Source organism: Microcoleus sp. w1-18aA5 (assembly GCF_036701705.1).
Taxonomy (GTDB): Bacteria; Cyanobacteriota; Cyanobacteriia; order Cyanobacteriales; family Microcoleaceae; genus Microcoleus.
Genome location: NZ_JAUPTE010000001.1, coordinates 132190 through 157840 on the forward strand (window position 1 = coordinate 132190; position 25651 = coordinate 157840).

General features: G+C 46.2%; 21 protein-coding genes and 1 tRNA gene. 15 read left to right on the forward strand and 7 right to left on the reverse strand.

What is annotated here, in order from left to right; translation table 11 throughout:
- Positions 1–564 precede the first annotated feature (564 nt).
- Positions 565–2463, forward strand: a complete 1899-nt coding sequence (locus tag Q5691_RS00610) for an ATP-binding protein (RefSeq protein ID WP_333343719.1) — start codon at positions 565–567, stop codon at positions 2461–2463.
- Positions 2464–2831: 368 nt separating this feature from the next.
- Here the strand turns inward: Q5691_RS00610 and Q5691_RS00615 are convergent, their stop codons facing one another.
- A complete protein-coding gene (locus Q5691_RS00615; RefSeq protein WP_333216231.1) occupies positions 2832–3548 on the reverse strand; it encodes a GUN4 N-terminal ARM-like repeat domain-containing protein in 717 nt (238 codons plus the stop codon).
- Here Q5691_RS00615 and Q5691_RS00620 point away from each other — a divergent pair.
- A complete protein-coding gene (locus Q5691_RS00620) occupies positions 3547–3744 on the forward strand; it encodes a hypothetical protein (protein WP_333083152.1) in 198 nt (65 codons plus the stop codon). The genes Q5691_RS00615 and Q5691_RS00620 overlap by 2 nt on opposite strands.
- A 40-nt stretch (positions 3745–3784) precedes the next feature.
- Here Q5691_RS00620 and Q5691_RS00625 read toward each other — a convergent pair whose 3' ends face one another.
- Together Q5691_RS00625 and Q5691_RS00630 are read right to left on the reverse strand one after the other, a co-directional pair.
- On the reverse strand, positions 3785–4357 hold the full coding sequence (locus Q5691_RS00625) for a hypothetical protein (RefSeq protein WP_333175374.1): 573 nt from the start codon (positions 4355–4357) through the stop codon (positions 3785–3787).
- Positions 4358–4629: 272 nt separating this feature from the next.
- Positions 4630–4839, reverse strand: coding sequence for a hypothetical protein (locus Q5691_RS00630; RefSeq protein WP_333216230.1), 210 nt, complete (start codon positions 4837–4839; stop codon positions 4630–4632).
- Positions 4840–5907: 1068 nt separating this feature from the next.
- On the opposite strand from Q5691_RS00630, the gene Q5691_RS00635 reads away from it, so the two are divergent.
- The 8 genes from Q5691_RS00635 (at position 5908) to Q5691_RS00670 (ending at position 12875) form a co-directional block, all read left to right on the forward strand.
- A complete protein-coding gene (locus tag Q5691_RS00635) occupies positions 5908–8544 on the forward strand; it encodes an AAA-like domain-containing protein (protein ID WP_333343720.1) in 2637 nt (878 codons plus the stop codon).
- A gap of 66 nt (positions 8545–8610) precedes the next feature.
- Positions 8611–8865 carry a type II toxin-antitoxin system RelN family antitoxin gene (locus Q5691_RS00640; protein WP_333343721.1) on the forward strand — a complete coding sequence of 85 codons (255 nt, stop codon included), beginning with the start codon at positions 8611–8613 and terminating at the stop codon, positions 8863–8865.
- On the forward strand, positions 8855–9217 hold the full coding sequence (locus tag Q5691_RS00645; protein WP_333343722.1) for a type II toxin-antitoxin system RelE/ParE family toxin: 363 nt from the start codon (positions 8855–8857) through the stop codon (positions 9215–9217). Before Q5691_RS00640 ends, Q5691_RS00645 begins: the two co-directional genes overlap by 11 nt.
- 21 nt (positions 9218–9238) lie before the next feature.
- The gene (gene ruvA, locus Q5691_RS00650; protein ID WP_190742029.1) at positions 9239–9862 is read left to right on the forward strand and encodes a Holliday junction branch migration protein RuvA; all 624 of its coding nucleotides are present in this window, start codon (positions 9239–9241) and stop codon (positions 9860–9862) included.
- Between the two features lie 150 nt (positions 9863–10012).
- Positions 10013–10282, forward strand: coding sequence for a 30S ribosomal protein S15 (rpsO, locus tag Q5691_RS00655; RefSeq protein WP_333205659.1), 270 nt, complete (start codon positions 10013–10015; stop codon positions 10280–10282).
- Between the two features lie 95 nt (positions 10283–10377).
- Positions 10378–10851, forward strand: a complete 474-nt coding sequence (locus Q5691_RS00660; RefSeq protein WP_333214842.1) for a PAM68 family protein — start codon at positions 10378–10380, stop codon at positions 10849–10851.
- Between the two features lie 221 nt (positions 10852–11072).
- Complete coding sequence (gene aroF, locus Q5691_RS00665; protein ID WP_333156678.1) at positions 11073–12134, forward strand: 3-deoxy-7-phosphoheptulonate synthase; 1062 nt, start codon at positions 11073–11075, stop codon at positions 12132–12134.
- 180 nt (positions 12135–12314) lie between these two features.
- Complete coding sequence (locus Q5691_RS00670; protein WP_333343723.1) at positions 12315–12875, forward strand: Uma2 family endonuclease; 561 nt, start codon at positions 12315–12317, stop codon at positions 12873–12875.
- A gap of 167 nt (positions 12876–13042) precedes the next feature.
- Here the strand turns inward: Q5691_RS00670 and Q5691_RS00675 are convergent, their stop codons facing one another.
- Positions 13043–15643 (reverse strand): dynamin family protein, encoded by a 2601-nt coding sequence (locus tag Q5691_RS00675; RefSeq protein WP_333296388.1) that lies wholly within the window; start codon positions 15641–15643, stop codon positions 13043–13045.
- 1440 nt (positions 15644–17083) lie between these two features.
- On the opposite strand from Q5691_RS00675, the gene acpP reads away from it, so the two are divergent.
- A complete protein-coding gene (acpP, locus tag Q5691_RS00680) occupies positions 17084–17314 on the forward strand; it encodes an acyl carrier protein (RefSeq protein WP_333156689.1) in 231 nt (76 codons plus the stop codon).
- A 235-nt stretch (positions 17315–17549) separates the two neighbouring features.
- On the opposite strand, the gene Q5691_RS00685 is transcribed toward acpP, so the two are convergent.
- From Q5691_RS00685 to Q5691_RS00695, 3 genes are all read right to left on the reverse strand, one after another.
- Entirely contained in the window at positions 17550–18269 is a 720-nt protein-coding gene (locus Q5691_RS00685) for a DUF2786 domain-containing protein (RefSeq protein WP_333258900.1), read from the reverse strand.
- Between the two features lie 177 nt (positions 18270–18446).
- Positions 18447–19661 carry a DUF790 family protein gene (locus tag Q5691_RS00690; RefSeq protein WP_333230719.1) on the reverse strand — a complete coding sequence of 405 codons (1215 nt, stop codon included), beginning with the start codon at positions 19659–19661 and terminating at the stop codon, positions 18447–18449.
- 93 nt (positions 19662–19754) lie between these two features.
- Complete coding sequence (locus tag Q5691_RS00695; RefSeq protein ID WP_333343724.1) at positions 19755–21293, reverse strand: DEAD/DEAH box helicase family protein; 1539 nt, start codon at positions 21291–21293, stop codon at positions 19755–19757.
- Between the two features lie 312 nt (positions 21294–21605).
- Between Q5691_RS00695 and ald the strand changes: the two genes are divergently transcribed.
- From ald to Q5691_RS00715, 4 genes are all read left to right on the forward strand, one after another.
- Positions 21606–22694: an alanine dehydrogenase gene (gene ald / locus Q5691_RS00700; RefSeq protein ID WP_333343725.1), complete on the forward strand. Its 1089-nt coding sequence runs from the start codon at positions 21606–21608 to the stop codon at positions 22692–22694.
- A gap of 264 nt (positions 22695–22958) precedes the next feature.
- Positions 22959–23040, forward strand: a tRNA-Leu gene (locus Q5691_RS00705).
- A 73-nt stretch (positions 23041–23113) separates the two neighbouring features.
- On the forward strand, positions 23114–23911 hold the full coding sequence (locus Q5691_RS00710; RefSeq protein WP_333343726.1) for an RNA methyltransferase: 798 nt from the start codon (positions 23114–23116) through the stop codon (positions 23909–23911).
- 599 nt (positions 23912–24510) lie between these two features.
- On the forward strand, positions 24511–25470 hold the full coding sequence (locus tag Q5691_RS00715; RefSeq protein WP_333214865.1) for an RNA polymerase sigma factor, RpoD/SigA family: 960 nt from the start codon (positions 24511–24513) through the stop codon (positions 25468–25470).
- Positions 25471–25651: the final 181 nt, after the last annotated feature.

A 25651-nucleotide genomic window follows, 5' to 3' on the forward strand; every position in this document is an offset into this window, starting at 1 on the left:
GGTACTCTCGCCCCAGACGGCGCGCGCAAATCTGCAGGCTGTGAAATTTAGAGCGCGCGGGCGATCTCCTGCAGATTTCGTGGCTAAAGCTACAGGTGGTGGGCGAGTGAACTCGGCTAAATCACAACCTCGGAACTATTCCAGGTGAGTGAAAAAATGCGTGAGCCATTCCCGGACTAGAGTTGTTGGCAGCCTCATATTTTGGCGTAATTTTCACACTTGATAGTTAATCGGTGCAGATTCCTAATTTCTCAATCTTAATTTTTATCTTTAAATTACCCAAAACGGCTGAAAACGAATAGTTTTGAGTTTTGAGTTGAGTTCAGAATTAACGAATTAATATTTTATGAACTCATTAATCACTCAAAAGTCAATAGTAGAAGCCTAAAATTATTGCAAATTGTGAGTTTTGATCAATTAATGTTTTAATTAAGAAGCCAACAACTTTTTAAGTGATTAATAACTCACAAATTAACAGTAGAAGCCAAAAACAATGGGGACTCTTGAGTTCTTTATTAAAAACTCAAGAATCCAAAAGCAGAACTACTTTCATCCCCTACTCTGATGGACTCTAACACAGATTTCCGGCGATCGAGCCTCGCCTCTACAGTTTTTTTTCAAGAGTTAGGAGCAGAATTAGTATTTACCCAAGACGCCTCTGGTCGATATCTATCTTTTTACTGGCAAAAAGCCGAGCAGTACAACCTCACAGCAGAACAACTTGTCGATCGCCCCCTCAGCGAAACCCTGCAACCCATCGCCCCAGCGCCTTATCTCGATATCCTGCGGCGGACGCTCGAAACCCTCGTACCGCAACGGTTCAGCTATCCCTTTTGCCACGCCGGACAATATTTTCTCTTCGATTTGACACTCACTCCGGCGATCGACTCAAACGGCAAAGCTACAAAAGTCTTAGTTATGGGAAGGCTGCTGTCTGACAAACCCACAGACAGACGGCCCGACTCCCCAGAATTCATGCTCTATCGAGCTTTGCCATCCCCCTTGGACGCCCGCCAACAAATGTCGCTTCCAGCGAGCCGTATCCCCGGTCGATCGCTCCCTCCGTACTCGGAAATCGATCGTAAAGTCATCTCCCAAATAGCTCAAAACCTGCACAAAACCCTCGATTTAGCCACCATTTGGCAGCAAACTGTTAACAGCTTGGGTCAAGTTTTAAACGCGAGTCGCTGTATCATCTGTTCCTACAAAAAAGACAGCGAAAATCTCGAAACCTCCCCCTTCCTTGCCTCAGAAAATCAGCAAAAATCGACCGCCGCAGCCGCCGAATTACAACAGTCAATAGCTAGCGATTCCTCGCCCTCGCTTTCTCCAGCACAAATCGAAAATCTCCAATCGAAAACTTTTAAAGTAGTAGCTGAATACCGCCAAGAAGCTTACTCTTCTATGCTGGGATTAGAATTGCGCGCAGCCGAACAGCCCGGATGGATTCAAACTTTAGCCACCTTAAAACCAGTAGCAGTCGATTACGCCTCCCCTGCCGCCGATCCCTTCCACCGCCATTCCGTGCTCGTAGCAGCTACCTCCTATGAAGACCAACCCAATGCACTTATATGTTTGCACCGGTGCGGCAGTTCCCCGAAATGGAGTCCCGTCGAACTCGAATTCGCCCGCGAGTTAGTCGCTCAAGTCGGCAGTGCGATCGCCCACGCTACACTTTACCAAGAATTAGAACAGGCCCGCGCCGAAGCCGTAGCTCTTTCCCAACTTAAAAGTCAATTTCTTGCTAATACTTCTCACGAACTCCGCACCCCCCTCAACGGCATCCTTGGCTTCCTAAAACTGCTTATGGATGGCATGGCAGATGACCCGGAAGAAGCGCACCAATTTATCGAAGAAGCTTACCGCTCAGCAGTACATTTGTTCAATGTGATTAACGATATTTTGGATGTCGCTAAAATCGAAGCTGGCAAAATGGAGTTAGACCTCGCTCCCGTCAAACTCGGTGAACTGTTGCAACAAGTTGAGAATTTTACACGGGTTCAAGTCGAGCAAAAGCGATTGCAATTTCAAATCCAAAAACCCCCTGTGGAGGACGAGATTATTGTGTACGGCAACTACCAACGCCTGCTTCAGGTAATCTTGAACCTCACGGGCAATGCGATTAAATTTACCGGAGAAGGGGGAATTCGCATCAGTGCCGAGGTTATTAAGAAAAAGGTGACTGTTCACAACCAGCAGTTCCCCGGAATGGTGAAAATCCGAGTCGCTGATACTGGCATTGGCGTTTCTCTCGACAAGCAGGATAAATTATTTGAGTCGTTTTTTCAGGTGGATGGCGATCGTACCAGACAATACGGAGGCACCGGTTTGGGGTTGGCTATTTCTCAAAAACTGGTAGAAGCAATGGGGGGTACAGTAAACTTTTACAGTATGGGGGAAGGACTCGGAGCTACTGTTACTTTTACTGTGCCGCTTTATCAAGAACCACTATTTAAAAATTAATCATTCCTTATTCAGCAAGCCCTACATAGAGGATTGCATTTATCACGGCATAAATCGATACTGTGCAAGGACACCGGGCGCAAGCTTCTGGAAACAGGTCTGCTATTAGTTCCCACTGTTCCCACGTCAAGTTGTTAGGATATGCTGCACGTCATTTGCTCACAAAGTGCTGTTATCTACAAATCTCAGCTTAAGCTTTGTGAGCTTTCTTACAATAGCCCCCCACTTTTAAAACATCCTCTAACTTATTCAGCAAGCCCTATCTATGTTTTGACGCGGTTGTTACCGTCACATCCCACACCCCCTCACCAACAAATGTCGGGCCGAACATCCACCCGGCCCGCATTCTCCAAAAGCCCCAAAACCATTCACTTCAACCAGGCAGGATGAGCCATCAAAGCTGCAAAAGGCTGCACTCCCCGCAACTGATTCGACAGCGGCAAATGACCCCTCGGCGCGCTCAAATCCCAAATAAACTCTTGCGGATACCGCGTCCAATTATTCCCTTTCTTCCAGCCAATTAGCGGCCACAACTTATCCCAATTCTTCCCCGAACCGATCCAAATTTCCCGCTGCACTGAAAAGCCAAATTTGCCTTCAGAATGAACTTTCCACAGCGTATTAATTGTTTGCAAATCCGCCACCGGCAAACTCTCAACTTGCGTAAAATACAGCCACTTTCTCACGGAAGCTGTATCACCCGCTAATTCACAAAGCTTGTCTAAAGTCAAGCGATCGGCTTCTTGAAATTCCTGTAACGCCAATAATTGTTGCAGCGGAGTGTAATCAATGTTAGAGTCCGATCGCAGCGGCACAACCCCAGTCGGAAAATTCGCTTGCAAAAACTCCGTCGCTCTCGGAGAATTAGCACTGTAAAGAATTTGGTAAGCCTTACCCATTACCGCAGTCGGTGCCTCTGACTTGCGCTCTAATAAAAATTCCATCAATACATCCCAACCGGAATCTGCTATTTGTTGTTGCAGCAGTTGCAGTTGAGCTTTTTCCGAACCAGACCTCAACTGAGAGCGGAGTTCGGCTGTATCGGCCGCCGAGTCTAGAGGAGAAGTAGAAATCGAGTCAGTCATGAGAAACTATCAGCTATCAGCTATCAGCTATCAGCTATTAGCTGAAGCCCTGGTTTTCCCCCATTGTACAATGGTACTGACTCGGATTCACTTCTCTGTACTCGGATGCCTGCGCGCCACGCTGCCTAGTTTAGCCGATCGATCGCCCGTACACTTTTCGCCAATGGCAGCAATAGCAAATAAGTCTACCATCTGAAATTTACAATCGATGCCATGTCAAAGAGTTTTTCTCGAACCTAGTCATCCACGATTGAAACCCATGCAGAGAACGAAGGCGGAAAAAAGTTTATGTCATATTCCGAGTCTTCCCACTCTTTGACCCACAGCGGGACGGCGCCGGGGCGAGGAGTTTCAGAAAAGGTGCGTTCTTTGACTTCGATCGAGTGAAATAGCTGTTTTAAAGTATCTCCCCGATCCAAAGCTTCGCTAAGGATGTCGTCCAACTCAGGATCGACCCGTTTGACACGGTTTTTGTCCTCCTCCAGCCACAGAAGTTTCAAAGACTTCAGATCTCTCGGACTGAGGATGCTCTTGTAGTACACGCGCTTAAGGGTCGCTACAGGCTCCAATGAGCGTTCGATCCGGCGAATTTGCTGAACTCGCAGGTAGTGCCATTCCGCTAAACGCTTGCTTTCCGAAGGCGGGAGGGTGCCCTTGCCCGCTGCGTGTTTGTAGTCGTATTTAATCAAACTGCAAGCCATATTGGCTAGCAGATGAATTAACTGTTTTTCTTTGGGTGTTGCCTGACGCCGTTCCTGGGTTCTTGTCAATACGCGCTGTCTGCGGGTAGTTTCGAGAGTATTTTCCATTGGGTTTTTACGAGATGAAATACGATTGTGCCAGATCCAAATCCCGAACATCAGAAGGTAAGGAAGTTGATAGGCGGGGAAACTCCACCGACAGACTCGCCTTACCTATTTATTTTCCCATCCACCGTTCTCTGAAACTGATCCCCACCCCTGGGATTAGGTAGACTGATCTTGGGATCGAGTTTTAACCGCCTCGATCAGAGGCGGTTCGGACAACAAGCACCACAACTACAACCACAACCGCATCAGAGCGAACCACACAATAGCGCCAATTATTTCCTGCCTTTACGCGTTTTTACCTCTTCTTGCTCCCCATCCTCATTCGTTCCAGTGTAGTTAAAGTCGGGACGACTCTCCCAAGCCGTCAAACTGCTGGCTGATGAATGTTGTGGGGCGATCGCTAAAGCGCTGGTGCTGCCTGCCTGGAGAAAGCCGAAGCCAGCCGAGGCAATTACCCCTAATACTAAGATGCTGTTTTTCATGTTCGATGACCCTGATTTCCGTAGATTGACACTTTTTGGCTAACCCGATCTGTCAGAAATGGGTTGATGCAATAGCCCACTTGTCTTCTGATAAATCTGCCTGCCATAATCAATTCAGACAGGCACACCCGCTTGTGATCGGAACCGCCGGAAGTGACGTGTTACTAATGTCCACGATCATCCATCAACCCGAATTTTTTGGGTAGTGGAGCGAAAGCCATCAGGGCGTCGATCCATCAGGGAGTTATGCCATCAGGGTGCTAATCCATCGGGTAGTTAAGCCATCAGGGCGCATCTTCTACAATTAGCCACCGACTTAACTTTTATAGTTGAGCGAGTGGTTAGCCTGGTACTGACAAAGCCTTTAAGAATTAAACTTTTTGTGGATGCATCCTGAAAAGTTTGTTCTTAGGAATCCCCCAGCGCGAAAGCCCGGGGAAAGTCAGCAGCATGGAATTCCATGCAATCTAAGTCAACTAAAAAAACGCAGATTAACGATATCTCCCACTCAAGCAGTCCTCAGCAAAACGCTGGGGTTTTTTATTGGCAGCCATTGCGATCGCGTTTTTCTGCGGCATCCGGCAGGGGGAGCTAAAGGCAGAAGGTTGACGGCGCTGTGGTTAGGAGTTTCCCTGCCCACATCATACCACCGGGTGAATTTTAAAGTATTATTGTAAAAAAATGTGAAAAAAACGGCGTTTGAGCGTTCTCAATCCGATCGACTGAAAATTTATCAATTATGTGAACGAGTGTAAAAAATCAAGTGGCGCGCTACGATTGGGCAGATCGTAAGATTTGGGGTGAACGCTTGCAAAGATACGGTAAAGATTGACGAGAAGAAAGCTGAGCTAGTAGACAATAGAGAAAGAGGAAGAAAAATTTTCCACCATAGTAAGGCAGATTCAAAAAAAACCATGCAAATGCAACAGACAAACTCCAAACCCTGATTGAATAAGTCATTCCCCAATCTAAAATCTAAAATATAAAATGCTATAAGCGGGCCATAATTGCAATTTGTAACCTTTCGATCGCACAGCATAGGGGTGTAAAATCTTGATGAATTCCCAGATGACAGCAGAAGTCAACTCAACGTACCAATATCAAGTCGGAGGATATTTGCCTGCCGCTGCGCCCACCTATGTCAGGCGATCGGCAGACAGCGAGCTCTACGAAGGACTCAAAGCCGGAGACTTCTGCTACGTGTTGAGTTCGCCACAAATGGGAAAGTCCAGCCTGCTAGTGCAAACGGCCAAAAGGTTGCAAGCCGAAGGTACAGTTTTTGCCGCCATCAACTTGAGAAGCATCAGCAGCCCAGATATCTCCCCCCAAAAGTGGTATGGCGGCATCATGTACCGCATGGCCAGCAGTTTACACATCACAAACAGGTTTGATGCCATCAAGTGGTGGAACGATCGCGAACTGCTATCGCCGGTGCAGCGATTGGAGATATTTATCGAAAAAGTTTTGCTCAAGTCACTTCAGCAAAATCTGGTAATTTTCATCGATGACATTGACAGCATCAGCAGCCTAAATTTCAGTACCAGCGATTTTTTTGCTTTGATCCGGGCTTGTTACTCCAAGCGGGCAGAGCAACCGGAATACGATCGCCTGACTTTTGCTGTTATGGGAGTAGCAGCCCCCTCAGAATTGATCCGAGATCCCAGATGTAACCCATTTAATATTGGACGGCAGATTCATTTAAGTCGATTCCAACTGCACGAAAGTTTGCCGCTAGCAAAAGGATTAGCACTGAAAGCTTTTCGCCCCCAAAAAGTGCTCCAAGAAATATTAGTTTGGACGGGCGGTCAACCGTTTCTAACTCAAAAACTTTGCCACTTGGTACTTGAATACGGGCCTTTTATTGGCAGAAATTCCGAAGCTAAGCAAGTTGAAAAACTGGTCAAACACAGAATTATTAAAAATTGGGAAGAAGAAGACGAACCCCAACATTTGACAGCAATACGCGATCGCATTTTCCATAGCCACTGCGACCTCACGCATCTGTTAACGCTGTACCAGCAAGCTTTGCAACCGGTCAAGGCAACAAAACCGGGGGAATCGCAGGGAATACCAGCAGAATACTCTCCCGAAAAAATCGAATTGCAACTGTCAGGACTGGTGGTTAAATCTCAGGGTAAATTAATAGTTGCCAACCTAATTTATCAGTCAGTTTTTAATCGATTTTGGGTAGAAAAAGAGCTGGGAAAATTGGCTCCGTACCGCTTGGCGCTAGCAGCATGGCTGGGTTCAGACCGCGAAGATGAATCGCTGTTATTGACAGGGGAAAGTTTGCAGTCAGCTTTGGATTGGGCTGCGGACAAACAATTAAGCCAAGAACACTATTGGTTCTTGAATCCCGATCGAACTTTTGAGGACAAACCGACAGTGGTTGTCGCACAAGTTGTAGACAGCAGCGTAGACACAGATGCAGACAGTCGCATCCTCACCCCGCCCTCAGATAGTGTTCCAACAGGCAGCAACGAACAGAGATTGTACGATCACATCGTCTCCTGCGTGGAAACAGAATCCCCCGCACAGGTGATCGAGCGGTTCCGAAAGCTATTTATCGACGGCATGGGCTATCCCGATCGAGAGATTGAAGCAACTTTGTACAGTATAGTCTCCGTCAAGCGATTGGATCAGCACTTTAAATATATCCTCCACCGCTGCTGCTACATCCCGATCAACCGCTGGCAATTGCAATCACACAACCAGTTCGCGATCGCCAAGTTGGTAGCTTTATTTAAGCAGGCTTCTCCCCGATTCGGGACAGAATTTTACATAGTCAAGCGCTTGCAAGAACAAATAGCTTTCTTTACTAAAAGTGAAGAATTTCAGACCCTAGAGCGCTTAGTAAAAGCCCTAGATAGAGAGGCGGAACCGCAGCAACAAGATACAGATTCGCCTTTGGGCGAATTAATCTGTCGGTATCCTTATTTGTACGGGTATTCTCTGCTGAGCAAGGGCAGCATTGAGGAAGACCAACAAACCATAAAAAAACTGGCATTTCAAAGACAGCGACAATTTGAAACACATTTGTCTCAATATTTAAATTATATGGTTGAGCCGAGAAATACAGAAATAGGAATTGTGCAGCGAGCGGCTAATCCCACACTTTTGAATGATGCAGAACTGCACTTAGCGGTCAGGGAATTTGCTGGAAAAGTAGCAGGCGATCGCAGCTACAAAGAAGCGGCTCAATTTTTCCTGAGAGATTCCAGAAAAACTCCATCTTACGCCTCATTTAAAGTGGATTTATATGAATATTTAATATCGTCGGTAGAACCAGAATACGGCGGGCGTCAATTTAATGACCGTTTGTACAAGCAAATTAAAAATACATTGCGAGAGAATGACTCGGTGAAATTTAATAATCTATTGTTAGTTCGGACTTGCCACCAGTTGTTCAACTTCTTAGTAGTGGAAAATTCCCAACATCTCAGCCACTACGTTTTTTACGACTTGGTGTACAACCTCGGCGCCAGCAGGACAATGGGTTTACTGCTCAAACTCGTTCTACTTTCGGGCAAAGTTAAACCAGAGTTGGAAAACCGATTTTCTATTTTGTTTAATCACTATGAAGGTAAAGCTTCTAATGAAATTATGTGGTTTGTCAAATCGTTGGAAAATTTCAATGTGGCTTTGGTTGTGAATTTTGGTAAGACTGATTTGTCTTTGGTTAAACAGCAGCTTATTTTGGCTTGAGAATAACAACATCGCTGGGACAGGGTTATATAATAGTATTAATTTAAAAAAATCCAGGAGAAACAAATGAAAGCCTTTGAAGTCACAGGAACGATCGACGAAAAAGGTCAATTATTGCTCGATCGACCTTTAACCGCAGAAACTCCCGGCCGCGTGCGAATCATCGTCCTTTTTCAGGAACCTACAGATGAAGCTGAAGACGACCCCGACGATACTCCAGTTGAAGAAGTAAAAGCTAGTCTCAGAAGAGCGTTGCAGCAAGCCAAAGCGGGACAAACCAGACCAATCTCGGAACTGTGGGAGAGAATCGATGCCGAATGAAGCCGAAGCAATCACGATCAGATTTGCGGATGACTTTGAAGAAAATTTGTATGCCCTATCGAAAAGATATCGCAGTATCCGCAATGATGTCCAGCCCGTAATTGAACAAATACAGGCTGGAAATTTTATTGGCGATCGCATTCCCGGAATGGGCGAAGATTATATCATCTTAAAAGTGCGGGTGAAAAACAGCAACATCCAAAAAGGAAAAAGTGCAGGATATCGCATGATTTATCAAGTCGAATCGCCCGTCAGCGTACTTTTGTTAACCATTTACTCAAAATCAGATCGAACAGATATCAGTCTCAACGAAATCCGCAACATCATCGCCGACTTTGATGAAAACGAATAGCGGTGTATTATTATTAACTTTATGATTAGCTATCTCAAAGGCACAGTCGCCGATATCGCCAAAGGCAGCAACCGCGTCATCTTGACTCTCGAAGTCAATCAAATTGGCTATGAAATCCAAATTTTGCCCCGCGTGACCGGTCAATTGCCAGCATCCGGCGAAGTCGCCCAAATTTTTACCCACCAGCAAGTTAAGGAAGACCAAATCGTATTGTACGGTTTTGGCAGCGCGGCAGAACGCGATTTGTTTCGGCAGTTGACGAGTGTTAGCGGTGTGGGTGCTCAACTGGCGATCGCACTTCTCGATACTTTAGGATTGCAAGATTTAGTCCAGGCGATCGTCGGCGGTAACACCCGCATCCTCGCCAAAACCCCGGGCGTGGGTACAAAAACCGCAGAACGTCTCGCCCTGGAACTCAAAAGCAAACTCTCGGAATGGCGACAGCAAGCAGGTTTGACAACTTCAGTCGCCGCCGGAGTCCCCCCAGCTATTCAAGAAGAAGTCGAGATGATCCTGCTGGCGATGGGATACACTGCGGCTGAAGTGTTGCAAGCGCTGCAAACCCTCAGTCAAGACAGCACTTTGTCGGCAAAAGGTGATGCGGATGATTGGATACGTGAGGCGATCGCCTATTTGAGCCGATAATCCCCTACCCTATCGAGAAACCGGGAAGAAAAACCAAAATTCGACCGACCCAACAAACCCATCCCTGGCAAAAATTTTATCGTTATTATGCTTCCCCTGTGATAACATTGGAGATTGTGACAATCGTACAAAAAAAACTAAAATCAATTCATGGCTCTTACACAACAGCGCAAACAAGAAATCATGGGCGACTTCCAAACCCATGAAACCGATACCGGTTCAGCAGATCTCCAAGTCGCCATGCTGACCGATCGCATCACCAAACTCAGCGCCCACCTGAAAATCAACCAAAAAGACTTCGCCTCCCGGCGCGGTTTGATGATGATGATCAGCCGCCGCAAGCGCCTGCTGGCATACATCCAAAAGCAAAATGTCGATCGCTACAAAGCATTGATTGCCCGTCTAGGCATTCGCGGCTAAACACCCAAGCCAAAATTTGCGACAATATTCTTTAATCTTGGACAAACACCAAGACTTATTGAAAAATGTTCGAGATTTCAGGTCAGAGATAAAATATGTCCTCCGAACCACCCCGCAAGCGCTTGCCCTTTGAACCGGCAACAAATCGTAAAAAAACGCCTAAAAAGCCCCCAGAACCCCAAGCAAGCCTAGCCTTAGAGTCGGATTCTGCCGACAAGCAGCCGAAAGCTAACAAAACCGGAAAACAGGCGCAATCCATCCCAGAAGTAGTCAGCCAACGCATGATATCCCGCATAGCGGTATTCTGTGGCATACCGACAATCCTGGGAATTTCCACATTTTTTGTCAGCTATTTGGTAGTCAGCAAGGGCTTGTTTGATCTGCCCAACACAGCAGTATTGCTGGTAAGCATGGGCTGTTTTGGTCTAGGCGTTCTGGGATTAAGCTACGGAGTCCTCTCAGCTTCCTGGGATGAAGAAGTTTCAGGAAGCACTCTGGGGTGGGAAGAATTTAATACCAATTTTGGACGGATGCGAGAAGCGTGGCGCGCCGCCAAGCCAAAAAGTTAGTCATTAGCCATTAGTCATGAGTTATTAGTCATTAGTCATTAGCTAAAAAACTAAGCTGTTAACGATTAGCGAGTTTGTCCTTGGGGAGGGAATAAGAACCCACCCCACAACAATGCTAAAAATACTGATATAAATAGATTCTCGATCGCCATTGCATCTATTTTTCTCAGTGCATCAGAGTCATGATCCGTTTCTAGCCCAACAGAAAAGGCAAAAAAAATATGATTATTGTAATGAAAGCCGGCACTCCAGAAGCCGAGATCGATCGCATCGACGAAGAGCTCCGCACTAGCTGGGGTTTGATACCAGAAAAAATCGTCGGCCGTTACAAAACCGTCATGGGTTTGGTGGGCGACACCGTTGAGCTCGAACCGATGCAACTGCGCGAAATGAGCACCTGGATTGAGGAAGTGCTGCGCGTGGAAAAACCCTACAAACGCGCTTCTCTCGAATATCGCCAAGGAGAAGCCAGCGAAGTAGCGGTTGCTACTCCTTTAGGAACTGTAATGATCGGCTTGCATCACCCGATCGCGATCGTAGCAGGCCCTTGCTCGGTCGAAAACGAAGAAATGATTGTCGAAACAGCAATGCGCGTCAAAGCTGCTGGAGCTCATTTTCTCCGTGGTGGCGCGTACAAACCGAGAACTTCCCCCTACGCTTTCCAAGGCCACGGCGAGAGTGCTTTGGGATTGCTAGCTGCGGCGCGGGAAGCTAGTGGTTTGGGAATTATCACCGAAGTTATGGATGCGGCGGACTTAAGTGCGATCGTAGAAGTAGCCGATGTGATCCAAGTCGGGGCGAGAAATATGCAGAATTTCTCACTGTTGAAGAAAGTCGGAGCTCAAGACAAACCTGTTTTGCTGAAGCGCGGCATTTCCGCCACCATTGAAGAATGGTTGATGGCTGCTGAGTATATCATGGCTTCTGGCAATCCGAACGTGATTTTGTGCGAGCGCGGAATTCGCGGGTATGACAGGCAATATACACGCAATACCCTCGATTTGTCGGCAGTACCAGTATTGCGGACTTTGACTCACTTACCGATTATGGTTGACCCCAGTCACGGCACCGGTTGGGCGCAGTTTGTACCCTCGATGGCCTTTGCTTCGATCGCCTCTGGTACAGATTCGCTGATGATAGAAGTGCACCCGAATCCGAAAAAAGCTTTGTCTGACGGGCCGCAATCTTTAACACCGGATCAGTTCGACAAGTTGATGGAAGAATTGGCGGTGATAGGTAAAGTCATGGGACGTTGGCCGCAGCCCGTGCCAGTTTTGGCATAGAAACAGGCGAAACGCCTAACCTAAAATGCGATCACTTTTAAATCCCCGACTTTTTTAAGAAGTCGGGGATTTTGTTATTCGGTTTTTGGAATAGAGGCCCAGGGGCGATCGTACTTCTAGGAATGTTGGAAAATTTTGTATAATTGATATTTGAGTTAATTAGCGAGATGGCTGGGAGTCATGGTAGGCATCGGAACCAAACTCACTTTAGCAGAATTTCTAGCTTTGCCCCACGGAGATATATATTGTGAGTTTGTAGATGGTGAAGCAGTTCCTAAAGTGTCTCCAAAATTTTTTCATTCGAGTTTACAGGGAGCTTTGTGTCGCCTGATTCGTGTATGGTGTAAAGGACTGGGGCGAGTGCTTCCAGAATGGGCAATTTTGTTAAAACATCAGGATAAAGATTGGGTACCTGTTCCCGATTTAACGTACATTTCTTATGAACGTCTGCCGAAAAGTTGGCGGCGAAATGAAGCTTGTCCCGCAATTCCTGAACTGGTGATTGAGATTATATCGCCTGATCAAAGTATAAAGGAATTTGAAGAGAAGGCGAAAGATTATTTGGCGGCGGGCGTTCCGCGAGTTTGGGTGATTGATCCAGAGGCTATTTTAATAAAAAGCTTTTTACCCGATGGTTCGAGTCAAGTTTATACGGATAATACACCGATTGTAGATGAGTTGCTGCCTGGTTTGGAGTTGACAACTAGACATATTTTTGAAGAGGCGGAATTGATTGATTGATTGATTGAGGGCGATCGTACTCTGTGCAAGATATCAGTCGTAGGGTGCGTGACAGCGGGAAAACTTTAACTCGGGGCGGTGGGACTATTGACTGTCACGCAATGCGACAAAACCATAGTATTTACAAGGTACTATGGTTTTTTTGCGCTTACCTGTTACTCATTGAATTAGCGGGCACTTTGATTTAAGATTGTTTCAATTTGACTCTGTACTTGTTCAAGTTCCCGACGTTTGTCAGCCAGCCAAACCTTTTCGGCTTCGCATTCTGCTTGATTTTGGTGATCGCGCTTTTCCTGCTGTTCTAACAAATTCTCCCACAGCGAGATAGCTTTTGACATCGCATCGCTATTCGCATCAGCGCGATCGTTAAATACTGCAATAACTCTTTCTTGTACCTTCTCAAAAATAGACTCTGCCGATTCACCAAATTTCTCAAAGCCTAATTCACAAACTTTTTCCTTAATCTGGTTATGAATTCCATCAACATCTAGCATTCCCAATCCAAATGCACCACCTCCACCAGCAGCTAAGGCACCCAAAATAATTGGAATAATACCAACTCCTCCAAACAGCAATCCCGCCGCTACTAATCCACCAAGGCCTAAACCGCCAAGATAACCTCCAGGACCTCCAATATCTGAGATCGATGAAGCGATACCGCTTCCACCGATCCCAATTCCGCCCAGATCACCTGCGATCGCCAAATTATTAAATTGACTGACAAGGTTACTACTCAGTTGCTTATCGAAATTTTGAAACTCCAGCCGAATTGCATAAATATCTTCATTGATTTGGTTATTTAAAACAGCCACATTTTGTTGTAAAATTGCTTTGACTTTTTGACTTGCCCAATCTTCTATTTCTTTGGTCATGTCTAGGACAAATTGATTAGAATAATCTTTAATCAATTTGTTTTGACTCCAAATATGGTTATGTCCGGAAGTCCAGCGATGACTTTTTGATCCCAAACGTTGTCCCAATCCTTCCGCCCATTTATGCCAAGATTCAATAGCTTCTTCTAAAGACTGCTCCATCAATTCATTAGCTAAAAATCTAATTTTAACCTCGCGACCGCTTACTTCCGCCATTTGTTCAAATATTTTCTGCTTATCTCCTTGATCAACTGTCAATTTTCCCTCTAACATTTCCTCCCATTGATTCAATTCCTCACAACCAGTGTCAATAATTTGCTTAATTCCGGCGGCGGACTGCCGAAGTGCGATCGCCCCCCGTTCAACTGTCAGAAATTTCTCAATCGAATCAGTAAAACCCTGAAAATATTTTAGATAATCATCATTTTCATTTCCTTCTAAAATCGCCTCCAATGCAGATTGAGCAGAAATAAAATGAATCCGGTTTTCACCAGCAATTAAATTTTGACTTTTAACAATTGTTTCCACCCTTTTTCGTACCTGCTGGCGACTCTCTTCCCGCCGCAGCAAATCGAAAAAATTAACTACCATAAAAATATTACCCGCGCCTTCCTTATTACCATAATTTAGTTCTTTTTTCAAGTACAAAAGCAGTTCTCGCTCTTTCTCGGTTAAAGCATTTTGAGCATGAGTTAAGAAAATAACGGCATCAGTTGTTTTGAGTACCTGTTGGGTGATTAATGTGCGTTCTGCTTGTTCGTTCAACCCAGGAGAATCAATAATTTCTACCCCATTGCGGCACAACTCTAATTCGGGATGCTCAAAAACAATTTCGGCAATTTCCGACTTGGCAATTTCCTCGGCATAAGAACCATAAGCCGCTTCTTCCGAAATCGAAGCTTTCTCTTGATATTGTGCAGGTGAAATTTCTTCCTCCAGTCCATTTTTGTAGCGACAAATAACCCGGCGCTGCGAACCATATTTCAAAATAGTCACATTACCGCTACAGGGAATATCCCGCACTGGTTGGATTTCCTCGCCGAGTAAGGCATTGAGTAAAGTTGATTTGCCTTTACTAAACTCGCCGACAACAGCAACGCGAAAACATGGAGATTGCAATCTCTGAGATACTTTCGTTACTTCTTCTGCTAAAGTAGGAGATAGCACATTGCGCTCGCTTCCATCTTGCAGAGTTAAATAAAGTTTTCCACAAACAGCATCCAGTTGTTGTCGGTACAGTTGAAATTTTTTCAACTCCTGATAGGACGAAACTGACAGTTTTTGATTTGTTTTGTATTTCGGTTTTGCTGGTAAGTGTCCGATAATGTGACTGGCAGCACGGACAAACATAGAATCGAGAGATTGAAATTGCGCTGGATCTAGTAACGAGTGGAGTTCTGTTAAAGCTGCTGTATCGCTTATTGCTTGACTGCTAAAACTGGCTTCCAAAACAGTCAAAAATCGCCCAGCGATTCCGAGTTTGTTGGCGACAATCGTCAAATACTCTTTTTCGCGTTTATCTATTGTCCCATCTGCCGCCGACATTTGATACCCAAAACTAATCAGCAGCAGTTTTTCCTCCTCAGAAAAACACGCTGTCAGCGCCAGCAACGCGGTCAATTTCTTGTAAACTTGCTGTTCCCGCACGCTCTTAACCATCGGCATTACCAATGGGCGCAAATTGTTGTTAGCGGGAATAAGTTCCGTAAAAGTTGTCCGCAATCGCTGCGTTTCCTCAGCACTTACCGTACCGTCGGCATGAATGACTCCCAGCAACACCGTTATCAGCCCCGCCAGGAAAAGCACAGGCGGAGTAATATCCTCTTTTCGGAGGTTTTGCCCTGTCAGTCGGGAAATAAGCTCAACCGTTTGTGAACTAATTAGTGAAGTGTCCATTTTCGGCGTCTATTTATAATTTTTTTTATTTAATCTATCATAAGAGATAAGTTATTCTTTGGTATGCTACCGGGGTAAAAAGTAATGATGAACTTTGTATTTCCCGCAGCGGTACAGGCTGCGATCGAGGCTGGCAAGTACGCACAAGTGTTTACATCCGCTGGAGTGCCGATCGGCATGGCCAGAGATGAAGCGACGGGACAGTTCGTAGCCCATGCCGTGGGCGCGGCCCTCAACAACAGCCCGCTATCGCCGTTAGTGTCGCCGTTGCAGTTTGCGATGCAAGGCTTGCAGATGCAGCAAATGCACATGGGCTTTCAAGCCGTCCAAGCGAGTTTGGGCGTGCTGCAAGCGACAACAGCCGTCATTGGTGTGGGAACTGTGGCTGGGGTAGCCTTGTCAGCAGTCAATTTGCACCAGACATTGAAACTCAAAAAAGCTGTAGAAAGGCTGGAAGTCAAAGTAGAAAACGGTTTCATCAATTTAGAACAACTTTTAAAATACCAAGGCGCGGAAATTAAGCAACAAATTTCGGAAGTTGTCGAAAAGATGACATTTGAGAATCATCGGCTAGTTTTAGTGCGGGCTTACGGGTTATTTACGCAAGCAATTCAACGAATGCGATCGGCTTTGCAACTGCAAGATATCAACCGCCGCAATGCTGAAATTGATGCAGCGCGGGGGATGTTGTTTCAGGCTTTAGCAGACTACAAAAATCCGCATTTATTAGAAGAAACTTGTGCGGCGGGACAGTTGCGCCGATTAGAGTGCAGTTGGGCGATCGAGCAAAGTATTATTGGCACGTATCAGGTGCAGAATGAATTTGGTGCTGCGGGCGATCGGCTTTCTCAGCTTCAAAAACAAATCCGTCAAGATGGCCTCGGTATTTTACAAGGCTGTGACTCTGACGAAGAGCTTGATTTTCTATTTCCTGAAATCACCCGAATTCACAATCACGATTTAGCTGCCTTAGACATTTGGCTTCATCAGATTGAATGGATTAAAGATTTGTCGCCAAGTGAGTTAAAGGAGTTGCAGAGTGCTGATTTGAGTAAATCAGACTTAGCTGTTATGGGGGATAAAAATTCAGCCACAACAGCTTTAGCGATACCGGATGAACAGTTGTTTTATGAAAATTTGCGGCCGAAGTCTCATTTTTATGCGCTTCGCACTCAACTGCAATTAATGCTCGATCCGCAGCAGCGTCCAGAGTATGAAAATTATATTATTAAGCAAGGGGAAATAGCGGGTCATAAAAGTTTAGTATCATCGAACTTGGAAAAAGCCTCAGATTTGGCTGTTGCTAATCTTTTTTACTACTTCCGAGTCCGGGATGAATCGGAAGACGAATCAGAATTAGATCCTGATGAAACTACCACTGATACCACTACTCCTAACGTTTTTGCTGAATCTTCCCCAAGTGGTAAGCTTAAGCAGCAAATCTATGAAAAACTCAAAGCGGTTATTGTCAAGCAGCTAGCAGTTGATGCAAGTGAAGTCACCATAAACGCTAATTTTGCCAATGATTTAGGAGCCGATTCTCTCGATGCAGTAGAGCTAATTATGGCAATCGAGGAGGAATTCGACATTGAAATTCCCGATGAAGCTGCCGAGACAATTACAACCGTTGAACAGACTGTTGATTATATTTACCAAAAAGTTGATGTTTAAAAACCCAAGACAGTAACCCAGTTCAAATTCCTGAAACAACAGAAGCTCAGATTCAAGATGATTCCCAAACTATGGAAGAATTTGGGTTGACTTCAGAGTCAGGAATATTTAATTGCGATGATAAATTCTCAGAAAGGTACATCCTACTCAACTTTTCAGTGCACAAACTGACCTAAGTTGTAATTTGCTTTAATTTTATCCCTGTTTTGATTATCCATCAATTACTATCAAGAACTCAAAGACATTCATTCAGTTGTTTCATATCCCCTTGCGGCTGCACTTGCTTGTGCAAACTAATTTTGTCGCCCACTTCATACCCCGAATTAAAACCCGCCGCGCTGCTGACTTGAGAATCTGTTCTCGTTCTAATTTTAACCCCTCGGCCCTCTAGATAATCAGCGATCGCCTGTTGATTTTTCTCAAACATCGATCGCACTACAATCGCTGGAGTCGCCGCCACATCCCCCGAACCCGGAATCCCCGACTCTTCCATCTCCTGTTTTTGTTCCAACAATCTTTGTCTCAACCTTGTCGCGCATCCAACCCGAAAAGCATTCAGATACGCCAACCCCCTGCCGTTTCCTTTGCGGTATTTAGCCCTTTTTTCAATCGCCGAACTCAAATACTCGTACAGATGTTTGCAAACAATCAGGTTTGTAGAAGTTCCCACCAAAAACATACTGCCATTATAAGTGTTTCGCATGGCATTGCAACCGTTAGCGTCGGCAATTCCCGAAAGCAGCATCATTTTCCAAGTAACAAATTTGGATGTTGTTTCAACGGAGTTTTCGTCAATCTCTTCTTGGTGATTTGGCCCTAAATCGGCGAGGCTGAGATTGTACTGGGCCAGTAAAAGGGAAGCTTTTTCGGCTGCTGCAGTCGATTCGTTTTCATTGGATGAGGTGGCGAGGGCTAAAAGCTTTTTGATTCTTTCGACAATACTTGTGTCTGCCATTTTTCGATCGGTTTTAGGGTGAGAGTAAGCGGTGGCAAGGATTTGGGGATATTCTCATTTTAGTATAGCTGGGAATGTGCGATGTTTTTTGATGAGGATTTTTTTGAACCGCAGAGGGCGCAGAGGGCGCAGAGAGAGAGAAAGAAAGAAGTTTCCAACTGATGCGCGGATTGGCTACTATTCGAGGACTTCCAGGACTGATTTGGGCAACAATTTATCTTTAAACCAGACTACTTTTGCTGGCACATCATTTACATTCACCCCGGCTTTTTCTAAATTCAGCCGTTCGGAAATAGCTAAAATCAAGTGATCGCATTCAGACTTCTGTACTTGTGCAAATTTCTTTTGCAAATACTCCGGCCGCCAATAGCCAACTATTTCTAATAAAAACACTCGCCCGTCGGGATGCACTAACCGAAAGTCGGGAATCATCACACTACCTGGAATCGGAATTAAATCAACTTCTCGCTCTAGTTGCCACTCGGTTTTTGTGGAATTCCATCTTTCAGCAAATGCGGCTTCTAACATACTATCATAAGGCTTGCCAGGGGGATAGTGACTGACTAAACCGCAGTCGGAATTGAGGGTAAACTTACCTGTTTTCAAAACGCCACTAAAAGGATCTTTTGTGTGCAGTGTCGAGTGCATACTCCATTTGGTGACGTGCAGCAGTGCCGGCAGCATTTTCGCCAGGGCTAAGCCGTAGCGGGTGCTGGGTTTAAATAAGCTTGTAGGGCCGTCTATTGTCAGTGTAAAACCGTGGTCTGCATCGCCTTCGATGTAAGTCATTAATTGAAATAGTTTCAGATAGCGAAATAAGAGTTTGTATTCTCCTGGATCGTTGCGGTGGGCGGTTAATTGGACTTGACTTGCTCGGTAAAATATGCCTTGAACTTGAGAAAGATTGTATTTGTGAAGCAAGTTTTCGGGTGTTGGTGCATTAAACTCAGTGAGGATTTTGTTTTCGTTTAAATCGGCGTATAAACCTGTAGTGATTTCGTGAGGCAAAACTTCTCTGTTTAACTCTTGGCTGAGTTCACTTGCTACTTTTTCCAGGGTTAATTGGGTGGATTGAGGGCTGGGAGTCGATCGGGCGGACAATGCAAAAACCCGCTGTCTCAACTCTGAGGGTTCTAGGGGACTGATGACTTCCAAGGTGCAGAAACCGCCTTTCAGCAGGTGCGCTAATCCCCGTTTCAGCCGATAATCCGGGCTGTCGCCTTCTAATTCTAGCAAGCGCCCGTCGAGTTCGCCTTGGGTTTTGCCGATCGACTCTTGAAAGCAGTCGATCATTTCCTTAGCTGCTTCTAAGTTTTTAGCATCTATCTTGAGGCGGAGAGGAATAATTGATTCTCCGTTTTGGCGGTGACTTAATAAATCAGTGGGTAGCATTTGTTAATATATTTTTAACGAACCGCGAAGACGCGAAGAACGCGAAGGGAAGACAGAGAAAGAAAGAGAGTGTTCAGGAATAGTTTAGGCTTGCTACCAGGGAATTTCATCATTGTCTTCTCCCCATTTTGCGGGTGATTCTGCTGCTTTTTTGGTTGTCTCTCGGTTGACTCCGTAAATGGGTGTCGGTTTGACAATTTCTAGTTTCTGATATTCTGGCTTTGGCGGTTCTATTTGTGTTTGTGGTTGGGGTTTGTGAGGCTGCATTCCTCCTCGGCGGCGTTGGGATGTTCTTTCTTCGCTGGTGTCTTCGGTGACGACTTCGTAGAGAATTGCTAACTTATTTACATCGCTGCTTTTGCGGAGAACTCGACCCAATCGCTGAATGTATTCGCGTTCGCTGCCGGTGCCTGACAATATGATAGCAATTCTGGCGTCGGGAACGTCCACTCCTTCGTTGAGGACGTGGGAGGCGACGAGGGTTTTGTATTCGCCGCTGCGAAAGCGATCGAGGATTTCGTGGCGTTCTTTGACAGGGGTTTGGTGGGTAATTGTGGGGATGAGAAATTCTTGGGAAATTCGGTAAACTGTGGCGTTGTCTCCGGTGAAAATTAGGGTGCGCTGGGGAGAGTGTTCTGCTAGTATGTTGGCTAAAATTCGCAGTTTTCCTTCGGTACAAAGGGCGATTTCTTTGGCTTGGCGGTGGGCTAGCATGGCGCGCCGTCCCAGGGGCGATCGCGCGCTTGCCATGATAAACTGTTTCCAACCTTCGAGGCTGGATATTTTGATGTTAGACTGTTTTAAGAAGTCGTTGCGAATGTTGATTAATTCGGCGTAGCGATCGGTTTCTTCTTTTGACAGTTTTACCATAATTTGAACTATTTTATGGTCAGCTAAAGCATCGCCCGCCAAATCTTCGGGTCTTTTGCTAAATACTGTCGGGCCGATCAGGAAATGCAAATCACTGTGGCGGCCATCTGTGCGATCGGGTGTGGCTGTCAGTCCGAGTCTAAAAGGTGCGATCGCATATTCGGAAATTACTCGATAAAAGTCCGTTGGCAAATGATGGCATTCGTCAAAAACCAGCAAACCGTATTTATTGCCCAAGGTTTCTGCATGAATACTTGCACTGTCGTAGGTTGCCACTAAAATTGGCGTTTTGTCCCGCGAACCTCCGCCCAACAACCCGATTTCGATGTCGGGAAAAGCTGCCTTTAAATTAGCATACCACTGGTGCATTAAATCCAGAGTTGGTACTACAATTAATGTACTGCGACCAGTGACTTGCATGGCTAATTGTGCCAGATAAGTCTTGCCGGAAGCGGTGGGGAGGACTACTACTCCTTGGCTTCCTGCTTCCTGCCAAGCTGCGAGGGCCTGTTCTTGATGTGGGTAAGGCTGCATTTCCACGCTGGGTACGAGTTCGAGTAGTTCGTATGCCCTAGCTTCGTCCGTGAAGTGAATGCAGTCGGCTTGGAGGCATTCTACCAGCGGGCGGTAGTGAATGGCTCGAATGCGGTATTTTTCCACGCGATCGTCCCATGTCGCAAAGTCCACCCAGTCTCTGCCTTTGGGCGGCGGGTGTAGCAGCAGCGTTCCGCGATCGAATGTTAAGGTAGGTATGCGTGGCATTTGTTTAGATAGGGGGACGAGTTATGCCTGTTAAATTATAAGTGACAGATCAAATATATTGACTCTTCTTGAAATTATCTGCGTTACTCTGTGTTAATCAGCCCTACATCTGCGGTCGATCTATCAATCAAAAAATTATGTAATTCAAGTCTAAATTGAAGAAATTGCGATCGCACTGAATAAAAACTCAACAAATATTCTCCTAGCCGGATTGCCGGATTGCCAAATCTAAAATCTACAATGGTATTGTCCCGCTGGGGATGGTTTTTAGGTTAGATTCGATCTACGTATGCCTGAGATTAGAGGTTATAGATGGAAATAGGCGTCCCCAAGGAAATCAAGGATTTAGAGTTTCGAGTCGGGCTTAGCCCCACAAGTGTCCGGGCTTGTTCGGACAAAGGCCACACAGTTTTTGTGGAAACAAATGCTGGTGCTGGGGCCGGTTTCGCAGACGAGGACTACGTTCAAGCAGGGGCTAAGATTGTCTTAAAGGCTTCCGATGTCTGGAAGCGCGAACTAATTGTTAAAGTTAAAGAACCGCTGCCTGCTGAGTATCCGCTGATTCAAAAAGAGCAGTTGCTGTTTACATATTTGCACTTGGCTGCAGATCGCACATTAACCGAGCATTTAATCAGCAGCGGAGTCCAGGCCATCGCCTACGAAACCGTCGAACTCCCCGACAGAAAATTGCCACTGCTGACACCGATGAGCATTATTGCAGGGCGTTTGTCCGTGCAGTTCGGAGCTCGGTTTCTGGAACGACAGCAAGGTGGCCGGGGCGTACTTTTGGGTGGCGTACCGGGCGTAAGACCGGGTAAAGTTGTGATTTTGGGCGGCGGCATTGTCGGCACAGAAGCAGCGCGAATTGCTGTAGGAATGGGCGCGAGAGTGCAGATTTTAGACGTAAATGTCGATCGCCTAGCCTACTTGGAAACTCTGTTCGGTTCCAGAGTAGAATACCTCTATAGCAGTCCTTTGCAAATTGAAGCAGTTGTTCCCGATGCCGATTTGTTAATCGGTGCGGTTTTGGTCTTAGGTAAAAGAGCTCCGGTGCTGGTTTCTCGCGAATTTGTTGCGAAGATGCACCCCGGTTCTGTGATTGTTGACGTAGCCGTTGACCAAGGCGGCTGCGTGGAAACTTTGCGGGCAACTTCACACACAAATCCTACTTATGTTGAGGAAGGAGTTGTGCATTACGGCGTGCCCAATATGCCCGGTGCCGTGCCTTGGACTGCGACTCAAGCTTTGAATAACAGCACTTTGCCTTATGTTTTGCAGTTGGCAAATCACGGGATTAAAGCTTTGGAAATGAATCCGAGTTTGGCGAAGGGATTGAACGTGCAGAATCACCGCTTGGTGCATCTGGCCGTGCGCGAGGTTTTCGCAGATTTGGCTGATTAGATTCCCATTTTTTCAGCAAATCCTGTAGGGTGCGTCAGATCAAAGCTTGTGGATTATTAATAACCGGACACGATCTGATGCACCGTACTCAACTACACACCGTTTTGCAATGTTTGGCTAACAGTAAATCCTCGAAACTAAAGCATTTCTCAACCCGAACAGTAATTTGTGCAAAATATTACTCGCAGCCCAGAAAAAAAATAAATTCCTTAAAACACTTGACAAACTGGGGAACATATGGCAATGTAGTAACTCGTGACCGATGCGGAACTGGCGGAATTGGTAGACGCGCATGATTCAGGTTCATGTGGTGCAAGCCTTCCGGGTTCAAGTCCCGGGTTCCGCATTCCAAAGGCAGAAGGAAGTTTGGGGTTAACCCGATACAGGCAATAACCCCATTCGCTCTGCTGAATTAAACAATGCTGACAAGTATTCAAAACCCCCTAGTTAAAGAAATCCGCAAGCTCCACAGCTCGAAGGGACGCAGGGAACAACAATTATTTTTACTCGAAGGGACGCACTTGCTCGAAGAAGCTTGCGCGGCAAAATACCCGCTAGCAACGGTTTGCTGCACTCCCGAATGGCTGGAGGATCACGGGAAACTTTGGGAGCAAGTTGGTAATTTAGCCGATCGCACAGAATTAGTAAGTGCAAAAGTGTTAGAGTCGATCGCCACTACAGTCCAACCCGACGGCATTGTCGCCACCGCACCCCGCACTGCAACAGATCCCGCAAAATTGTCAACTTTAGGAATAGCCCTAGAAACAATCCAAGATCCCGGCAACTTGGGGGCGATCGTCCGCACGGCTGCGGCTGCTAATGCCGACGGTTTGCTGCTGAGCCCTGAGTGCGCCGATTTAGACCATCCCAAAGTGCTGCGCGCCTCGGCAGGAGCTTGGTTTAAGCTGCCAATGGCCGTCAGTCCAGATTTAACCGCCGAAGTCTCCGCGTATAAAAATCGAGGAATGCAAATTTTAGCAACTGTCGCCGGGGCCAGTTTAAGTTATTGGGAAGTAGATTTGCGAGTGCCGACTCTGATAGTTTTGGGCAACGAAGGCTCTGGTTTGTCGGAAGAATTGAGGAGTTTGGCCGATCGACAAATCCAAATTCCCCTGAGTCGTGGCGTAGAATCTTTAAATGTGTCGATCGCCGCAGCCCTCATCATGTACGAAGCTCAACGGCAAAGAAGTCAATCGATTTTAGATTTTAGATTTTAGATTAAAGAATTGAAGCATTGATCCCACGGATAAATTCGGGGGCAAGTTTATCGGATACAGGTTTTTTATTTCTGGACGGATGAATCACGTGGCGGGTATCCTGGATGCTTTCGGTCATTAGTTATTAGTCATTAGTTATGAGTCATTATCTGTTGGGGCGGGTTCATCAATATCTGTAACTTCATATTCAGGGCAGCCACGGGGGCTGCCCCTACAAGATAATGAAACAGCCCTGCCCCTCTACCAATCTCCCCCCTGAGATGTGGCGGCTTTTGTTTATATTGATGCAAACTGTAAAGCCAGGAAAGCGGGTACTCTCGTATCAACAGTCCAGCCTGGTATGAAATAAATATGAAGAAGTGTAGCCAATTGCTCTCACAAATGTTAAGATTCTTAACATAACGTAGTATTGTGCACGCCCCAACCAAAACCTAACCTGAGACGGTGCTGACTGGGAGTAGTAGCTAGCTACCATAAAATTAAGCCTCTTTAAATGGAAGGAAAGCGCAAGTCCCCGCCCGCTTTCCTTCCCAGCTAAAGCTAGGGGTTTGCGACTACCGCAAACCTTTAGAGGCACAGATCCTCAGCGGGAAAAGCTCATGAAAACTCTTAAGTCCTCAGATACAGATTCTGTTCGCGCTTACTTGCGGGAAATCGGCCGCGTTCCCTTGTTGACCCATGAGCAAGAAATACTCTATGGGAAACAGGTACAGCGCTCAACCGCACTGCATCAGGAGAAAAATATTTTAGCCGAAGAGTTAGGCCGCGACCCGACGGCGGCTGAATGGGCACAGGCAGTTGGGCTGTCTGAGGCACAGTTGCAGCGGACGATCGAAAACGGGGAAAGGGCAAAGCGCCAAATGGTGGAAGCGAATCTCCGCCTGGTAGTGTCTGTTGCCAAAAAATATATCAAGCGCAACGTAGATTTACTGGATCTAATTCAGGAAGGCACGATCGGGATGCAGCGGGGAGTAGAAAAATTTGACCCGACTAAGGGCTACAGATTTTCTACTTATGCTTATTGGTGGATTCGTCAGGCAATTACCCGGGCGATCGCCGAAAAAGGCCGCACCATCCGCTTACCGATCCACATCACCGAAAAGCTCAACAAAATTAAAAAAGCTCAGCGCCAACTTGCTCAACAGCTTGGTCGCGCGGCCACGGCTGCTGAATTGGCATCCGAGTTAGAGTTGACTCCCAAACAGATTCGCGAATATCTCGATCGCGCGCGCCTGCCACTTTCCCTGGACTTGCGCGTGGGAGACAATCAAGATACAGAGTTGGGCGATTTGTTGGAAGATACGGGTACTACGCCAGAAGATTTTGCCCTGCAATCTTCCCTGCGGACTGACTTAGACCAGCTAATGGCGGAACTGACTCAGCAACAGCGAGAAGTGCTCGCCTTGCGGTTCGGTTTAGAAGACGGGCAAACCTTAACTTTGGCCAAAATAGGCGATCGTCTCAACATCAGTCGGGAACGAGTGCGGCAAATAGAACGGGAAGCTTTGACCAAACTCCGCAAGCGCAAGCAAGATATCAACGATTATCTAGCCAGCTAGGTAGATTGGGGATTGGCGATCGGGTTCCCCCCCTGGCAATCCCCAATCTAAAATCGTAAAAACCGCCGCTTTTAATTCGGTTGTGCCCACTTGGTTGCTATGACTGTCCTGCTACATTAGTAATTACTTAGTAATAAAGATCAGCAGCGATCAGATAAGGGTTATTTAATTTAACCGCCCG

Excerpts from the sequence above, each read along its gene's own strand:
- ald (WP_333343725.1), top strand. The coding sequence starts at position 21,606 with ATGGAAATAGGCGTCCCCAAGGAAATCAAGGATTTAGAGTTTCGAGTC.
- Q5691_RS00640 (WP_333343721.1), top strand. The coding sequence starts at position 8,611 with ATGAAAGCCTTTGAAGTCACAGGAACGATCGACGAAAAAGGTCAATTA.
- Q5691_RS00625 (WP_333175374.1), bottom strand. The coding sequence starts at position 4,357 with ATGGAAAATACTCTCGAAACTACCCGCAGACAGCGCGTATTGACAAGA.
- Q5691_RS00620 (WP_333083152.1), top strand. The coding sequence starts at position 3,547 with ATGAGAAACTATCAGCTATCAGCTATCAGCTATCAGCTATTAGCTGAA.
- Q5691_RS00615 (WP_333216231.1), bottom strand. The coding sequence starts at position 3,548 with ATGACTGACTCGATTTCTACTTCTCCTCTAGACTCGGCGGCCGATACA.
- Q5691_RS00715 (WP_333214865.1), top strand. The coding sequence starts at position 24,511 with ATGAAAACTCTTAAGTCCTCAGATACAGATTCTGTTCGCGCTTACTTG.
- Q5691_RS00675 (WP_333296388.1), bottom strand. The coding sequence starts at position 15,643 with ATGGACACTTCACTAATTAGTTCACAAACGGTTGAGCTTATTTCCCGA.
- Q5691_RS00645 (WP_333343722.1), top strand. The coding sequence starts at position 8,855 with ATGCCGAATGAAGCCGAAGCAATCACGATCAGATTTGCGGATGACTTT.
- Q5691_RS00635 (WP_333343720.1), top strand. The coding sequence starts at position 5,908 with ATGACAGCAGAAGTCAACTCAACGTACCAATATCAAGTCGGAGGATAT.
- Q5691_RS00610 (WP_333343719.1), top strand. The coding sequence starts at position 565 with ATGGACTCTAACACAGATTTCCGGCGATCGAGCCTCGCCTCTACAGTT.
- aroF (WP_333156678.1), top strand. The coding sequence starts at position 11,073 with ATGATTATTGTAATGAAAGCCGGCACTCCAGAAGCCGAGATCGATCGC.
- Q5691_RS00685 (WP_333258900.1), bottom strand. The coding sequence starts at position 18,269 with ATGGCAGACACAAGTATTGTCGAAAGAATCAAAAAGCTTTTAGCCCTC.
- Q5691_RS00695 (WP_333343724.1), bottom strand. The coding sequence starts at position 21,293 with ATGCCACGCATACCTACCTTAACATTCGATCGCGGAACGCTGCTGCTA.
- ruvA (WP_190742029.1), top strand. The coding sequence starts at position 9,239 with ATGATTAGCTATCTCAAAGGCACAGTCGCCGATATCGCCAAAGGCAGC.
- rpsO (WP_333205659.1), top strand. The coding sequence starts at position 10,013 with ATGGCTCTTACACAACAGCGCAAACAAGAAATCATGGGCGACTTCCAA.
- Q5691_RS00630 (WP_333216230.1), bottom strand. The coding sequence starts at position 4,839 with ATGAAAAACAGCATCTTAGTATTAGGGGTAATTGCCTCGGCTGGCTTC.
- Q5691_RS00710 (WP_333343726.1), top strand. The coding sequence starts at position 23,114 with ATGCTGACAAGTATTCAAAACCCCCTAGTTAAAGAAATCCGCAAGCTC.
- Q5691_RS00660 (WP_333214842.1), top strand. The coding sequence starts at position 10,378 with ATGTCCTCCGAACCACCCCGCAAGCGCTTGCCCTTTGAACCGGCAACA.
- Q5691_RS00690 (WP_333230719.1), bottom strand. The coding sequence starts at position 19,661 with ATGCTACCCACTGATTTATTAAGTCACCGCCAAAACGGAGAATCAATT.
- Q5691_RS00670 (WP_333343723.1), top strand. The coding sequence starts at position 12,315 with ATGGTAGGCATCGGAACCAAACTCACTTTAGCAGAATTTCTAGCTTTG.